The organism is Paractinoplanes aksuensis (assembly GCF_024137025.1).
In the GTDB taxonomy this organism is placed as follows: domain Bacteria; phylum Actinomycetota; class Actinomycetes; order Mycobacteriales; family Micromonosporaceae; genus Actinoplanes; species Actinoplanes aksuensis.
Genome location: NZ_JAMYJR010000028.1, coordinates 1 through 12,675, shown reverse-complemented (window position 1 = coordinate 12,675; position 12,675 = coordinate 1). Strand labels below are relative to the sequence as shown.

12 protein-coding genes are annotated in these 12,675 nt (G+C 71.7%); 2 read left to right on the top strand and 10 right to left on the bottom strand.

Translation table 11 applies throughout. The annotated features are described in order from the left end of the window. Positions 1 to 17: 17 nt before the first annotated feature. The 6 genes from M1L60_RS25300 to M1L60_RS25275 all read right to left on the bottom strand — a co-directional run bounded on the left by M1L60_RS25300 (position 18) and on the right by M1L60_RS25275 (position 7,628). A complete protein-coding gene (locus M1L60_RS25300) occupies positions 18 to 233 on the bottom strand; it encodes an MbtH family protein (protein ID WP_253239997.1) in 216 nt (71 codons plus the stop codon). A 44-nt stretch (positions 234 to 277) separates the two neighbouring features. Next, positions 278 to 1,291 carry a 2,3-diaminopropionate biosynthesis protein SbnA gene (gene sbnA, locus M1L60_RS25295; RefSeq protein WP_438862152.1) on the bottom strand — a complete coding sequence of 338 codons (1,014 nt, stop codon included), beginning with the start codon at positions 1,289 to 1,291 and terminating at the stop codon, positions 278 to 280. Between the two features lie 177 nt (positions 1,292 to 1,468). Then, positions 1,469 to 3,769 (bottom strand): MMPL family transporter, encoded by a 2,301-nt coding sequence (locus tag M1L60_RS25290; RefSeq protein ID WP_253239996.1) that lies wholly within the window; start codon positions 3,767 to 3,769, stop codon positions 1,469 to 1,471. Between the two features lie 45 nt (positions 3,770 to 3,814). Continuing rightward, positions 3,815 to 4,756, bottom strand: coding sequence for a TauD/TfdA family dioxygenase (locus M1L60_RS25285; protein WP_253239995.1), 942 nt, complete (start codon positions 4,754 to 4,756; stop codon positions 3,815 to 3,817). After that, on the bottom strand, positions 4,756 to 5,757 hold the full coding sequence (sbnB, locus tag M1L60_RS25280) for a 2,3-diaminopropionate biosynthesis protein SbnB (RefSeq protein ID WP_253239994.1): 1,002 nt from the start codon (positions 5,755 to 5,757) through the stop codon (positions 4,756 to 4,758). The genes M1L60_RS25285 and sbnB overlap by 1 nt, the downstream gene beginning before the upstream one ends. After that, complete coding sequence (locus tag M1L60_RS25275; RefSeq protein WP_253239993.1) at positions 5,751 to 7,628, bottom strand: AfsR/SARP family transcriptional regulator; 1,878 nt, start codon at positions 7,626 to 7,628, stop codon at positions 5,751 to 5,753. The genes sbnB and M1L60_RS25275 overlap by 7 nt, the downstream gene beginning before the upstream one ends. A gap of 541 nt (positions 7,629 to 8,169) precedes the next feature. On the opposite strand from M1L60_RS25275, the gene M1L60_RS25270 reads away from it, so the two are divergent. Further along, positions 8,170 to 9,276, top strand: a complete 1,107-nt coding sequence (locus tag M1L60_RS25270; protein ID WP_253239992.1) for a helix-turn-helix transcriptional regulator — start codon at positions 8,170 to 8,172, stop codon at positions 9,274 to 9,276. Here the strand turns inward: M1L60_RS25270 and M1L60_RS25265 are convergent. Genes M1L60_RS25265 through M1L60_RS25250 form a run of 4 tightly spaced genes read right to left on the bottom strand, consistent with a single transcriptional unit; the run spans position 9,197 to position 11,377 of the window. Beyond that, positions 9,197 to 9,454 carry a hypothetical protein gene (locus M1L60_RS25265; RefSeq protein ID WP_253239991.1) on the bottom strand — a complete coding sequence of 86 codons (258 nt, stop codon included), beginning with the start codon at positions 9,452 to 9,454 and terminating at the stop codon, positions 9,197 to 9,199. The genes M1L60_RS25270 and M1L60_RS25265 overlap by 80 nt on opposite strands. Before the next feature lie 20 nt (positions 9,455 to 9,474). Continuing rightward, a complete protein-coding gene (locus tag M1L60_RS25260) occupies positions 9,475 to 9,825 on the bottom strand; it encodes an ArsR/SmtB family transcription factor (RefSeq protein ID WP_253239990.1) in 351 nt (116 codons plus the stop codon). 60 nt (positions 9,826 to 9,885) lie between these two features. Beyond that, entirely contained in the window at positions 9,886 to 11,019 is a 1,134-nt protein-coding gene (locus M1L60_RS25255) for a hypothetical protein (protein WP_253239989.1), read from the bottom strand. 58 nt (positions 11,020 to 11,077) lie between these two features. Then, a complete protein-coding gene (locus tag M1L60_RS25250) occupies positions 11,078 to 11,377 on the bottom strand; it encodes a hypothetical protein (RefSeq protein WP_253239988.1) in 300 nt (99 codons plus the stop codon). A 100-nt stretch (positions 11,378 to 11,477) separates the two neighbouring features. Between M1L60_RS25250 and M1L60_RS25245 the strand changes: the two genes are divergently transcribed. Further along, positions 11,478 to 12,497 (top strand): aldo/keto reductase, encoded by a 1,020-nt coding sequence (locus M1L60_RS25245; protein WP_253239987.1) that lies wholly within the window; start codon positions 11,478 to 11,480, stop codon positions 12,495 to 12,497. The last annotated feature ends 178 nt before the right edge of the window (positions 12,498 to 12,675 follow it).

The following is a 12,675-nucleotide window of genomic DNA, read 5'->3' as shown; positions in this document are numbered from 1 at the left end:
GGTGGTCGGCCCGGCCGTCAGCCGGCGGCCTGCTCCATGCGGCGGCGCAGGCTCAGCGGGCGCATGTCGGTCCAGACCTCGTTGATCCGGGTCAGGCACTCCTCGCGGGTGCCCTCGGTGCCCTCGGTGCTCCAGCCCGCGGGCAGGTCGCGGTCCTTCCACCAGATCGAGTACTGCTCCTCGTCGTTGAGGACGACCTGGTAGGTCCGCTCGTCGCGCTGCTCGTCGCTCATGGGGTGCTCCTTGTCGGTTCGTACGGTCGAAGGGGGTGTCGAAGTCAGCCGGCGACCAGCGGGGCCACCTGCGGGGCCTCGCGCCACAGGTGGGCCACGTCGCCGAAGTGGGTCGCCACCCACTCGTCGGAATAGATCGTGTCGAGGTAGCGGTCGCCGCCGTCCGGGAAGATCAGGACGCAGGTGGCGCCGTCCGGGATCCGGTAGGCGGTCTTCTGCAGCGCCGCCACCGTCGCGCCGGACGAGCCGCCCGCCAGCACCGCCTCGCGGTGCAGCAGGCGCCGGCACTCGACCACGCATTCGAGGTCGCTGACGAAGACGGCGTCGTCGGCGTGGGCGGTGTCGGCCAGCGCCGGGCGGACCCCGGCGCCGTGCCCGGGGATGAGCCGGGGCCCGACCGTGTCGCCGAAGATGCGGCTGCCGACGGCGTCGACCGCGATGACGTCGGTGGTCATCCGGTGGGCCCGGATGTAGTCGGAGCAGCCGTGCATGGTCCCGGTCGTGCTCACCGCCGAGAACAGGTAGTCGACCCGGCCGTGGAGCGCCTCGGCGATCTCGCGCATGGTGTTCTGGTGGGCCGCCGGGTTGAGCGCGTTGCCGTACTGGTTCGGCCAGTAGGCGTACGGGATGGTGGCGACCAGGTCGCGGACCCGGCGCAACCGCGCGGCGAGGAACTCGCCGGTGCTGCGGTCGGGCTCGGTGACGACCTCGACCTCGGCCCCGTAGGCCTGCAACATGGCCAGGTTGCGCTCGGTCGTGCGGGCGTCGACGACACAGACGAAACGCAGCCCGAAATACCGGCACACCTGGGCCAGCCCGACGCCGAGGTTGCCCGAGCTGGACTCGACCACCACCGAGCGGTCCGGCGACAGCCGGCCCCGCCGCACGAGGTCGATCAGCATGTTGAGGGCGGTGCGGTCCTTCACGCTGCCCGCCGGGTTGAACCGCTCCATCTTGGCGAACACCCGGAACCGCGCGTCCGGTATCAGCTTGCCGAGCTCGATGAGCGGCGTGTTCCCGATCGCACTGAGGATGCCCTTGAGGGCCTCTTCCGCCACACGGATCTCCTAAATCGGTCCAGGCCGCACACACCGGCACGCGACTGATCCACTGTGGGCCGCGGTTCCATACGGCGGCTCTATCCGGCCTATGCGCCCGCGATAGAACGGCTACGGACAGCGAAGGGCCCGCCGGCGCGAGACGCACCGACGGGCCCTTCTGCGATCCGGTCGAGGTCAGCCGGCGACGGGCTGGTCCTCCTTGCGTACGACCGGAGCGTCGTCCCCGTGCGGGCCGGGCGCCTCGGCGGCCGGCTCCGGCGGCGCCTCGAGGGTGATGCCCGGCAGCCAGCGCAGCCACCGCGGCAACGCCCAGCTGCGATCGCCGAGCAGCGTCAGCGCGGCCGGCAGCAGCACGCCGCGGACGATGGTGGCGTCGACCGCGATGGCGAACGCCATCCCGATGCCGAGCATCTTGTAGTCGACCAGCGACAACGCCGCGAAGACAGCGAACACCGCCACCATGACCGCGGCCGCGCTGGTCACCACGCCGGCGCTGCCGCCGATGCCGTGCACGACAGCCTCTTTGTTCGGTGTGCCCGCAGCCCAGCGCTCACGGATCCGGCTGAGGATGAACACGTGGTAGTCCATCGACAGGCCGAACAGGATGACGAACATGAACAGCGGCAGCCAGCTGATGATCCCGCCGTACGGGGTGAAGCCCAGCAGCGAGGCGCCGTGCCCGTCCTGGAAGATCCACGTCATCAGGCCGTAGGCGGCGCCGATCGAGAGCAGGTTGAAGGCGATCGAGATCAGCGGGATCGCGACCGACCGGAACGCGGCCACCAGCACCAGGAAGGCGAAGCCGAGCACGAAGGCGAAGACGATGGGCGTACGCGTGTCGAGGGTCTTGGCGCTGTCGTACATGCCGGCCGTCTCGCCGGTGACCGCGAACTCGACGTCCGCGACCTGGCCGAGGCTGGCCGGCAGGGCCTTGTCGCGCAGCAGTTCCAGTGCCCGGTGCGACTCGTCGTCGCTGCCGGTGCCGGCCAGCGACACGTAGACGGCCCGGGTATCGCCGTCGCCGATCTCGGCCGTGCGAACCGGTTCGCGCAGCTGTCCCCCGCTCGCCGCGACCTGGGCCCGCAGGTTGTCGACCGCGGTCTCGAAGGCGGGGGTCTCGACGCCGGGCCCGCTGACCACGATCTTGGCCGGGGAAGCGTTGCCCGGGAACGCGGCCTGGATGGTGCCCAGGTTCTTGATGGCCGGGATGGTGTCGGGCAGCCGCTGCTGCAGGCTGGGGTCGCTGAGCCGCATACCGAACGCGGGCAGGGCGGCCAGGGCCAGCAGCGCGGTGGCGAACAGGCCCCAGATCAGCGGGCGCTTCACCACGCGGTGCACGATCGCCGTCCAGATCTTCGACTCGCCGGCCGCGGTGCGCCGCCGGCCCAGCCAGGGCAGACGGGCGCTGTCGACGCGGGTCTTGAGCATGGCCAGCAGGGCGGGCAGGGCGGTGATCGAGCCGACCACGGCCAGGCCGACCACCGCGATGGTGCCGAAGGCCATGCCGGTGAAGGTGTCCATGCCGGTCAGGAAGAGCCCGGCCATCGACACCATGACGGTCAGACCGCTGATCACCACGGCCCGGCCCGAGGTCGCGGCCGTGATCCGCAGGGCCTCGCTGACCGACCGGCCGGCCATCCGCTCCTCGCGGGCCCGGCGCAGATAGAACAGGGAGTAGTCGACGCCGACGGCCATGCCGACCAGCAGCACGAGCGACGAGGCGCTGTCGCTGACCGGCAGCCAGTTGGCCCCCAGGGTCAGCAGGCCCATGGCGCCGGCCACCGCGCTGATGGCCAGGATGAGCGGCACCGAGGCGGCGACCAGGGCCCCGAACACCAGGACCAGGATCAGCAACGTGAGCGGGATCGAGATGATCTCGGCCCGGGTGAAGTCGTCCTCGGTGACCTCGTCCATGGCCAGGTCGACGCTGGCCACCCCGGACTGCACGACCGTCGCGCCCGGGTGCCGGGCGGCCACCCCGGCCGCGGCCTGCTCGGAGGCGGCGATCGTCGAAGGAGCGTTGGCCCAGCCGTTGCGGGGCCCGGCCAGCGAGAACGTGACCAGCGCCGACCGTCCGTCGGGCGAGACCAGACCGCGCGGCTCGGCCGGGGTCGGCCCGGCGACGTTGGAGATCTTGTCGCCGAGACCGCCCAGCGCCGTGACCACCTCGGTCACGGCCTGCTGGTGCTCGGTGTTCTGCGCGAACGGGGCCGAGCCGGCCGGGAACTGGATCAGGATGCTCTCGGTCGGCGGTACGGCGGCGCCGTCGGCCTCCTCGACCATCCGCTGCGCCTGGCCCGATTCGCCCGGGTCGTAGTGGCCGGGGCCCTTGCCGCCGACCACCGCGCCGATGGCCAGCAGCACGAGGGTCAGCCCGAGCCAGCCGAAGAAGGTCGCCTTGCGATGCACCGCCGACCAGTGCGCTATCCGGTCGGTGAGCGGTTGACGTCGGGACGACTCTTCTTCAGTCGGCACGGGACTTCCTTCCTGGGGATGCGGGGCGGGTGACCGGGTGGAGCCTCAGTCGCACATGGCGACGAGAACCCGGCGGGCCCCGGTGAACGAGCGGCGGCCGTGTGCCACCGCGATGTTGTCGAAGACGAGGACGTCGCCGCGCTTCCAGTTCACGTCGACCGCCTCGGCGAGGCCGCGGTCGCGGATCTGGATCACGTAGTCGTCCGGGATCGGGCGGCCGTCGGCGAACGTCACGGACTGCGGGAGCTCCTCGGCCGGCATGATCTGGGCCAGCGCGGCCGCGGTCGTGTCGCCGAGGGCGGCCGGGTGCCACTGGTCGGACTGGTTGAACCAGACCTCCTGGCCGGTCTCGGGGTGGCGGATGGTGGCGGGCCGGACCGAGGTGATCCGCAGGCTGCCGTCGGGCTGCCACTGCCATTCGGCGCCGGACTCGGTCAGGAACGCGTCGACCGTCGCGCGGTCGGTCGTCTCGAACGTGTCCTGCCAGCTCTTGCCGAGGCCGCGGCCGCCGTGCAGGTTCTGCGAGTACCGGACGCCGCCGCGGAACGCCTCGCGCACCTCGGGGTCGAGCGCCTCGAGCCAGCGGGCCGCGTCCACCAGCGGCGTGGCCCCGCCGGTCTCGGCCGCCGTGTGGCAGTAGAAGACCAGCCGGGTCGGCCACGAGCTCGCGTACGACAGCTCGTTGTGCATCGAGATGGTGAACTCGGCCGGGTACTCGGTCGAGGTGTAGAGGTTCGACCCGACCTTGGTCCGGGGCGAGTTGCCGTGCACGTAGGCCAGCCGGCGCGGCAGCAGCAGGTCCATGATCGGCTCGATCTCGTCCGGCTGGACGTCGAAACCGGTGTACAGCAGGGCCATCGCGGCCGTGAGCTCCTTGCCGAGCTCGGTGTTGCCCTCGAGGTGCTCGACCAGTCCGGCCGCGGTCGGCGCGGTGCCGATGTCGGCCGGGGTGATCGGGCGGGGCTGCCAGTCGCGGGAAGTCGTCATCAGGCCTGGGCCTCCGTGAGAAAGTCGTCGACCCGCACGCCGCGGCCGGCGGCCAGGGCGAGGGTGCGGACGTGGTCGGCCAGCGCGATGTCGAGCACGCCGAGGCCGAACGGTGAATAGACGAGGACCCTCTCCGGGTCGCGGGTGAGGGCGGCCGGATCGCGCAGCACCGCGCCGATGGTCGCGTCGATGAAGTCGCGGTGACCGGCCAGTTGCTCGGCCAGGTGGACCGAGGTGCGCTCACGGGCGACGTGGTCGACGTCGTCGACCACGTTCTGGGCGCCCAGCAGGGCTTCCGGCTCGATGTCGCGCAGCGACGTGTGCAGCACCGTGGTGCCCGGCCGGCAGTCGGCCAGGTCGAGGTAAGGCGTGGCCGCGGTGGTGGCCAGGGCGACCAGCCGGTGCGCGGCCAGCGCCTCGGCCGCGCTGTCGACGACCGTGACGGTCAGACCGGCGAAGGTGGCCTCGGCCCGCTCGGCGAACGTCTTGGCCCGCTCGGCGTCCAGGTCGAACAGCGCGACCTCGGCCAGCGACGGGGCCGCCGTCCGCAGGAACCGCAGGGTCTCGAAGTTGATGACCCCGCAGCCGAGCAGCGACACCCCCCGCGGCGCGGCCTCGACGCCCAGCGCGAGCGCGCCCAGGGCGGCGCCGGCGGCCGTGCGGCGGGCCGAGATCAGCGACGCCTCGAGCAGGGCCTCCGGCACCCCGGTGTCGCACGAGTTGAGCAGCAGCGCGGCGCTGGCCCGGGGGATGCCCCGCTCCAGGTTGCCCGGGAACGAGGCGATCCACTTGAGACCGGCCAGCTTCGTGTCGCCGCCCAGGAAGGCCGGCAGCGCGATGATCCGGTCCCGGGGCTGGTCCGGGAAGCGGAGGAAGGACGAGTGGGGCAGCGCGGACCGGCCCTCGTCGTGGAGCCGGTAGGCGCGCCCGACCACGTCGAGGACGTCCTGTTCGCGCCCGTCGAGCAGGCTCTCGACATCCGCCTTGCGAAGGATCAGCATCCGGTTCTCCGTCCGGTCGGGATTGACCGGCCCACCCTGCGGCCCCGTTCCATATCCGGCCCATCAACCGGCCATATCGCGCTCAGGCCGCGCGCCGGTGGCACCTTCATGACGATCCGGTCGCCCTGTTCCCGGGCATAGAGCCGGATCAACGTGGGCATCCGGTAGACCGAGCGCGCCCCCGTGGTGTCCACGGTCAGCAGGTGCGCCTCGGCCAGTTCGTCCAGGCGGTCCTCGGCCTCGGCCGGCGACAGGCCCAGCACGCGGCCGGCCGACTGGGCGGTCATGGCGGTCGTGTCCTGCGCCGCCAGCTGCCGCAGCGAGACCCGCAACCGGTCGTCGAGGGCGCTCACGCTGGACCGCAGCGCGTCGCGGACGGACCGGTCGGCCACGGTCAGCTCGTCCAGCGTCCGGCTCTGGTCCCGCAGCCGGGCGGCCAGGTTGGCCAGCGGCCAGTGCGGACGGCCGGCCAGCCGGGCCCCCGCGATCCGGACCGCCAGGGGCAGGTAGCCGCAGGCCTCGGCGACCGCCTCGGCCGCGGCCGCGTCGGCCACCACCCGGGTCTCGCCGGCCATCCGGGCCAGCAGCATCGTCGCCTCGCCGGCGGCGAACGCGCCGAGCACGAGCGGGCGGACGCCGTCGAGCGCGGTCAGCGGGGCCCGGCTGGTGACGAGCACGCCGCACGTCGCGGGCGCCTGCAGCAGCGGGCGCACCTGCTCCTCGTCGGCCGCGTCGTCCAGCACGAGCAGCATCCGCCGGCCCGCGTACGCGCCGCGGTACTGCCGCACGCCGTCGGCCGTCGTCGCCGGGGCCGGGGCCGGGCTGCCGCCGGTCGCGCAGATCTCGGCCAGCACGTCGACCGCCGCCCGGGGCCGCCCCTCGGTGTCCCGCAGCGAAACGAAGACCTGGCCGTCCGGGTAGTCGGCGGCGATGTCGTGCGCGACCCGCAGGGCCAGCGCGGTCTTGCCGACGCCGGGCAGGCCCACGACGGCGGCGATCTTGGCTGCCCCGCTGGCGTTCCCGGCGGTCAGCGCGGTCCGCAGCCGGATCAGCTCGAACTCGCGCCCGGTGAAATCGGCGGGCGCGGCCGGAGCGGCCGACGCGACCGCGGTGACCGGCGCCGGGGCGGCGACGGCGGTGTCGCCGCGCAGCAGGGCCCCGTGCAGTTCCTGCAGCGCCGGGCCGGGATCGATGCCCAGGTCGTCGGCCAGCCGGACCCGGTACTCCTGGTAGACGCGGAGCGCGTCGGCCTGCCGGTCACAGCGGTAGAGCGCTCTCATGAGCTGACCGCGCAGGCTCTCGCGCAGTGGGTGCGCCGCCACCAGGCCGGTCAGCTCGGAGATGACCGCGGCGTGCCGGCCCAGGGCCAGGTCGGCCTCGATCCGGTCGCTGACCACCGAGAGCCGGCGTTCCAGCAGGGCCGGCGACTCGGCCTCGGACAGCGCCTCGGTCACCCCGACCAGGGCCGGACCCTGCCACAGCTCGATCGCGGCGGCCAGCGAACCGGTCGCGGCGAGGTGGTTGCCGCGTTGCAGCTCGACCCGGCCCCGGGCCGCCAGCGCGTCGAACTCGACCAGGTCGACCATGGACGACGGGCCGGTCATGCGCAGCAGATAGCCCGGCCGCTGCCGGACCACCTCGGCGTGGCCGGTCAGCATCCGGCGCAGCCGGGACGCGTACGTCTGCAGCTGGGCCGGCGCGGTGACCGGGGCGTCGGCGCCCCACAGCATCCGGGTGAAGGTGGCGTCCTCGACGACGCGCCCCCGGGCCAGCAGCAGCATGGCCATGACAGTTCTGATCTTCGAACCGTTCAGCTCGACCAGGTCCGGCCCGCACCAGGCGTCGACCGGTCCCAGCAGCCGTGCCCTCACCGGGCGGCTCGCCTGATCCGTTTTGGACAGACTCGTGTCCCCATCTGATCCCCCGTTTCCGCTCAGACATGCGCACGGGGGATTGACTTCACCGGATGTGACCCGGGGCCCCCGCCACCGCAAGTCTGGGGCGAGGGTTCGGCTCCTGTCCGGCCGCAACCGTGACAGGTACCTGCCGTGGCACGTTTCTGCAAGGGGCAATAGCTGCCATGTGCCAAGAAATGGCGTAGAGGGGGCAAAGCCCTCGTGACGAGGGTCACAGCGCCTCTTTTCGCCCTCGTGACACGCGCAAATACCCATGGCAGGAATCCTCAAACGTCGATGAGTTCAATGACCGACAGTCAGCACACAGACCGCGAGGGTAGGGTCCACAACGGACATTCGCGGTAGAAACAGCGGTCTTACGACACGCCGCGTCGAGCGGATCTTCCGAATTGCCGGGTTGCTGGCCGCGCTGTGCTTCCGTCAGAATGCTCAGCCGGACTTATCGCGGCATCTCGTGATTTTTTCGGGTTGTGACTTATCTGGGGGTAGCGATTCGATGACGACCGACCTCGATCTCGGGCCGGACGCGCAGATCGTCTACCGCGCGATGCTCAACCGGCCCCGGGCCGACGTCAGCGAACTGGCCGGCGACCTCGGCTGGCCGACGGCCCGGGTGGGACGCACAATCGGTCAGCTGTCCCGCCTGTCGCTGGTCCGTCCGTCCCTCGAGGAGCCGGGCAAACAACAGCTGATCCACCCCGAACTCGGGCTGAGCCTGCTGCTCCAGCGGCAGGAGGCGGAACTCCTCGAACGCCAGAAGGCGATCTCCAACACCCGGATGGCCGTCACCCGGATGCTCGGCGAGTACCGCGAGAGCCGGTCCGACACCGAGCGTGTGGGCATGCAGACCTTCTACGACATGGACGCCGTCCGGGCCTGCACGGAGCGTCTGACCCACGACTGCCGCACCGAGCTCGCGGTGACCGGTATCGATCTGATCCGCGATCCGGGCCGGCCCGAGTCGGCCACCGCTCTCGACCGGCATCTGTTGTCCAACAACGTGGAACTGCGGTACATCTTCCTCGAGAGCAGCTTCAACGAGACTGCCGTGGCCGACTACGCCACCTGGTTGTCGTGTCGTGGTGCGCATGTCCGGACCACCCCGCAACTTCCGCCTCGAGTCGCCATCTACGACCGGGAGATCGCCCTGGTCGAGTTGAATCCCGCCGAACCGGGCAGCGGCGCCGTCGTCCTGCGCGGCGCCGGCCCGGTCAGCGCCCTGCTGGCCCTGTTCGACCAGCTCTGGAACCAGGCCGCCCGGTTCGGCGAGCCGCAGCAGGACGACCATGAGCTGACCCCGCAGGAACGCGCGGTGACCCGGCTGCTCGCCTCCGGTTCCACCGACGAGGTGGTGGCCCGCAGCCTGGGTTTCTCGGTCCGCACGGCCCGGCGGATCGTCGCCGACCTGATGGCCCGCCTCCAAGCCGGCAGCCGGTTCCAGGCCGGGGCCCGGGCCGTCGCGCAGGGCTGGCTCGAACCGTCCGATCTGGACATCGTCGTCCGCCGGCCCGAGGGAGCGGGCGCTACTCCGCGTCCCGCAGCAGCTTCTCCATCGCCTGCACCCGGCGCTGCAGGTCGGCGACCTCGGACGTCAGGCTCGTGACCTGGGCGCCCGTCGCCGTCTGGCGGGCGACCGACTCCTCGGCCAGCTCGCGGAACTCCTTCTCCTTGCTGTTCACCGTCCGGGTCTGCCAGACGTAACGCGCCGTCCAGACCAACAGGACGCCGAACAGCAGCAGCACCGCCGCGTAGCCGAAGTCCATGATCGCGTAATCGTTCACCGCCAGCTCCATCTTCCGTATCACCCCTGCTCCTGCGGGTCGTCGCGGAGCCGCGCCTCTTCATAGCTGAGGGTGGGCGCGGCCGCGGCGAGTGCCTGCGGCGTCAGTTCGATGGCGAACTGACAGATCGTGTAGTACTTCATGGCCTTGCCCTCCGGCGACAGCTCGAGGGTTGCCTCCACCAGCCCCGCCGCCTCCAGCTTGCGGAGGTGTACCTGCAGCAGCGCCCGGCTGATCTCCAACCTGCGGGCCAGCCGGCTCACGTACTCCCGGCCGTCCATCAGCGCCGCGATGATCCGGATCCGGTGCGGGTTGGAGAGCGTGGACAGCACTTGCACCAGCTCGTCGCCGGTCAGTTCGGACGACTTCATCAGCCTCCCCGCTCGTCTCGGCACCTGCAACGGAAGTTTTGCAGGTGCCGAGACGAGTTGTCAACTGGCCAGTCGCCATACCTCCCGGTTCGAGACCGGTCCAGTCGCGGCCCCGCCCTGGGCGATCATCCACAGTCCACCGCCGGGAATCGGCTCGAGCTCGGTGACGTCAGTGGTCCGGGCGTACGGTCCGGTCACGACCTGCCACGCGGCGCCGGTCCAGCGGCGCAGCGCGCCGTCGGCGCGGGCCGAGCCGATCGCGCTCGGGGTGATGCCGAGCAGCCACTCCCCCTCGAACTCGGTGAGGGCAGTGACGGTCTGGGCGGGGGACGACGCCGGGCCGCAGATGTTCTGCTTGGTGAACCCGCTCCCGTCCCAGTGCAGGGTGAGCGCGCACTTGGTGGCCGGGTCCTGGCCGGCGATCCACACGTCGCCCACCCGGCCCGCGATCTTGGTCGTCCGCCAGCCGTACGGGCCGGAGCCCACCGGCGCCTGCACCTCGGTCCAGACCTCACCGTCCCAGCGGGCCAGGTACACGCTGCCGGTCGCATTGCCCAGATGCTTCTGCCCGACCACCCAGACCTCTCGCGGACCCGTCCGGTGGATGCCGGCCAGGCTGACGCTGGACGTGACCGAGGGCAGCTTGGTGATCGCCCAGGACTGCCCGTTCCACCGGGCCACCGCAGGCTGCCAGCCGCCGGTGGTACGGTCGTCGCCGGCCACCCATACGTCGTCGCGGGCACTGGCCTCGGCCGCCTGCGGCTGGAAGGTGCGGGGCGCCGGGCTGCGGTCGGTCCAGGTCCGCCCGTCCCAGTGGTAACCGCGGTAGATGCCGTCGGTGGCCGGCTCGTACTCGCCGAACAGCCACCGGTCGTCGAGCGCCGTGCCGGTCATCGCCTTGACCGGGACCTGCTTGGGCGGCGTCGCTACGTCGGTCCACTGGGTGCCGCCCCACTGCCAGGTGTGCCGCTGGTCCGTGCACTCCCAGCAGATGGTGGCGTTGGTGCTGCCCTGCATCAGGGCCGAGTCGGGCCCGAAGACCTGGATGTCGCCGCCGTTGAACTTCTGCCACTCCGGCGCGACGGGCGTGACCAGTTGCCAGGTCGCCGCCTCAGCGGCCGCGGCCGGGGCTCCGGTGAGGCCGACGGCCAGGCACACGGCCGCGCCGACGGCGAACACGTTTCGTAGTCTCATGCCGGCAGTCTGGGCGGGCCGCCGATAACCGGGCTGTATCGGACCTACAACCCCAGGATCAGCGGGCCGGCAGGCTCACCCGGCGGCCCAGGCCGACCTTCGGCGCGTCGGTCACGGTCACCATGGCGTAGGCGCCCGTGGGCACGCCCTTGCGGGCAGCCACCCGGGAGGCGGCCTTCAGCAGGGTGCGCTCGTTGGCGCCGGCGATGAAGAAGACGTACTCGTCGCCGATCTGTTCGCCGTCCTCGTACTCCTCGAGGCCGAACTCGTCCTCGAGGTCGATCAGGAAGTCACCCACGTCGTCGATCCACTCGTCCTCGCCGGTCGCCGGGAAGTGGATCTCCACCATCACTGCCATGCCGATGATGATTCAGCACCGGCCACCGCCGATGACACCGAGGGTCCGGCCGATCTTGAGCCGGAGGTTTCCGTACGGGAACCGGGGTTAGGTTGAAGACATGGAATATCGCACGCTCGGGCGCAGTGGCTGCGCCGTGTCCTCGCTCTGTCTCGGCACGATGACTTTCGGCAACGAGTCCGACGAGAAGGTGTCGCACGCCCAGCTCGACCGGTTCGTCGAGGCCGGCGGCACGTTCGTCGACACCGCCGACGTCTACTCGAAGGGCGAGTCGGAGTCGATCATCGGTCGCTGGCTGGCCGCGCGCCCGGCCGACGTCACCGAGGCCGTCGTGCTCGCCACCAAGGGCCGCTTCCCGATGGCGGCCGACCCCAACGGCGCCGGGCTGTCGGCGCGGCACCTGACCCGGGCCCTCGACGCCTCGCTGAGCCGGCTCGGGGTCGACGCGGTCGATCTCTACCAGGCCCACTCGTGGGACCCGTTCACCCCGCTCGACGAGACCCTGCGCACCCTCGACGGGTTCGTCCGGGCCGGCAAGATCCGCTACTACGGGTTCTCGAACTTCACCGGGTGGCAGCTCACCAAGGCGGTCGCGCTGGCCCGCGAGCTGGGCCTGGCCGGGCCGGTCAGCCTGCAGCCGCAGTACAACCTACTCGTCCGCGAGACCGAGTACGAGATCGTCCCGGCCGCGCTCGACGCCGGGCTCGGGCTGCTGCCGTGGAGTCCGCTCGGCGGGGGCTGGCTCACCGGCAAGTACCGGCGGGACCAGCGCCCGACCGGGGACACCCGCCTCGGTGACAACCCGGAACGGGGCATGGAGGCCTACGACCGGCGCAACAGCGTGCGTACGTGGGACGTGGTCGAAGCCGTGCAGCGGGTCGCCGAGGCCCGGGGCGTGTCGATGGCCGAGGTGGCCCTGGCCTGGGTGACCGACCGGCCCGGCGTGACCTCGACGATCCTCGGCGCGCGCACCCTCGACCAGCTGGACGCGAACCTCAAGGCGGCGGGGCTGCACCTGACCGTCGACGAGATCAGCATCCTCGACGAGGCCAGCGACCCCCGGCCGAACGACTACCCGTACGGCCCGCTCGGTGTCGATCAGCGCAGCCGCACCTTTTAGTCCCGGCAACGTGCCAGAGCGTTCATCAACTGGACACTCTGCGTAGCCAACTGGGTAACGGTGGGCCCATGAAGAAACTCGCCTGTGTCATCACTGCCGCGGGGGGGGGGGGGGGGGGGGGGGGGCCCCCCCCCCCCCCCCCCCCCCCCCCCCCCCCCCCCCCCCCCCCCCCCCCCCC

Bases quoted from the DNA above. Each gene is read 5' to 3' on its own strand.
- M1L60_RS25300 (WP_253239997.1), bottom strand. From the start codon at position 233: ATGAGCGACGAGCAGCGCGACGAGCGGACCTACCAGGTCGTCCTCAAC.
- M1L60_RS25285 (WP_253239995.1), bottom strand. From the start codon at position 4,756: ATGACGACTTCCCGCGACTGGCAGCCCCGCCCGATCACCCCGGCCGAC.
- sbnB (WP_253239994.1), bottom strand. From the start codon at position 5,757: ATGCTGATCCTTCGCAAGGCGGATGTCGAGAGCCTGCTCGACGGGCGC.
- M1L60_RS25270 (WP_253239992.1), top strand. From the start codon at position 8,170: ATGACGACCGACCTCGATCTCGGGCCGGACGCGCAGATCGTCTACCGC.
- M1L60_RS25260 (WP_253239990.1), bottom strand. From the start codon at position 9,825: ATGAAGTCGTCCGAACTGACCGGCGACGAGCTGGTGCAAGTGCTGTCC.
- M1L60_RS25255 (WP_253239989.1), bottom strand. From the start codon at position 11,019: ATGAGACTACGAAACGTGTTCGCCGTCGGCGCGGCCGTGTGCCTGGCC.
- M1L60_RS25250 (WP_253239988.1), bottom strand. From the start codon at position 11,377: ATGGCAGTGATGGTGGAGATCCACTTCCCGGCGACCGGCGAGGACGAG.
- M1L60_RS25245 (WP_253239987.1), top strand. From the start codon at position 11,478: ATGGAATATCGCACGCTCGGGCGCAGTGGCTGCGCCGTGTCCTCGCTC.